General features: G+C 74.5%; 1 protein-coding gene. It reads left to right on the forward strand.

Features of this window, described 5'->3' with window-relative positions; all coding sequences use genetic code 11:
* Window positions 1–1,444, forward strand: a 1,444-nt coding sequence (locus NON22_RS24230; RefSeq protein WP_257389546.1) for a tetratricopeptide repeat protein, incomplete at its 5' end; no start/stop codon positions are given.
* Window positions 1,445–1,467 lie beyond the last annotated feature (23 nt).

A 1,467-nucleotide genomic window follows, 5' to 3' on the forward strand; every position in this document is an offset into this window, starting at 1 on the left:
GCACATCGCCGACGCGCCGCCGCCGGCGCTGGTTGCGCGCGCCGACGCGGCGGCGCTGGGCCTCGCGCCACGCCAGCTCGCCGACTGGCGCCGGCGCGTCGGCGGCGATCTCGAACGCGTCGTCGCCAAGGCCACGGCGGCCGAACCCGCACGGCGCTACGCCTCGGCACGCGATTTCGCCGATGACCTGCAGCGCTGGCTCGACGACCGCCCCGTGCAGGCCCGCGCCGGCGGCCGGCTCTATCGCCTCGGCAAGTTCCTGCGCCGCAACCGTCTGCCGGTCGCGGCGGCCACGGCAGCGGTCGTCGCCCTCGCCTTCGGTCTCGCGCTGGCCGCACTGGCCGCGCAGCGTGCGGCGCGCGAGGGCGAACGCGCCCAGCTCGCCAATCGTTTCCTGACCGACATGATCGGCAACGCCAATCCCTACGAAGGCGGCAAGCCGCTGCTGCTCGTCGACGCGGTCGACCGCGCCGCCGCAGCGATTCCGCAGCAGCTCGCCGGCGAGCCGCTGCTCGAAGCCGACGTGCGCCGCGCGATCGGCGAGGCCTATCTCGCGCTGGAGCGCAACGACGCGGCCGCGGCGCAGCTCGAACGCGCGGCGCTGCTGCGCGCGGCCGAGCGCGGCACCGAGTACGCGCGCGTGCTGAGCGCGCAGGCGCAGTTGCACTGGCGCCTCGCGCACTACGCCCAGGCCGAGGCGCTGTATCGCCAGGCGCTGACCGAGTGCAGGCGCGACGACGGCGGCCAGCGCCTGCGTTCGGAGCTGCTCAACGATCTGGCCGCGCTGCTCAACGACACGGGCCGCTATGCCGAAGCGCTGCCGCTGGCGCAGCAAGCGCTCGCCCTGAAGGACCGCCTCGGCGGCGTGAAGCCGCGCGACCGCCTCGTCAACCTGTCGAACCTCGCCAACGCGCTCGACGGCGTCGGCCGCTTCGCCGAATCGCGCGCGGCCTACGACCAGGCGATCGCGTTCGGCGAAGGACTGACGCCGCTGCCCGAACTCGACCTGTCGATCCTGCTGAATAACTACGCCTATCTGCTCGAGGAGATCGGCGAGCTCGCCGCGAGCGCACGCACGCAGGAGCGCGCCGTCGCGCTGACGCGCAAGGTCATGGGCGACGACTACCCGCGCCTGGCCATGCAGCTGTCGAATCTCGCCAGTCGCTACGAGCGTGCCGGACGCACCATCGAGGCCGGCGGCGCGATCGACGAAGCGCTGCGTCTCGCACCGGCCGGCATCGCGGCGGACGATCCGAAGTACGGCCATCTGCTCGTCGTCGCCGCGCGCGTCGCGCTGGCCCAGGGCGATGCGGCGCTGGCCGCAGGCCGCGCGCGCGAAGCGCTCGCGATCTATGCCCACGCGCCGGCGCTCGAAGCCGGACGCCGCGAGAAAGCCGAAGCGGTGCTCTCGCTCGCGCGGCAGCGCGGCGCGCCGTCGCCGTGAACCGCGCCGGCCGCCGCTCGCCG

The sequence above is a fragment of the Tahibacter caeni genome, from assembly GCF_024609805.1.
Classification (GTDB): Bacteria; Pseudomonadota; Gammaproteobacteria; order Xanthomonadales; family Rhodanobacteraceae; genus Tahibacter; species Tahibacter caeni.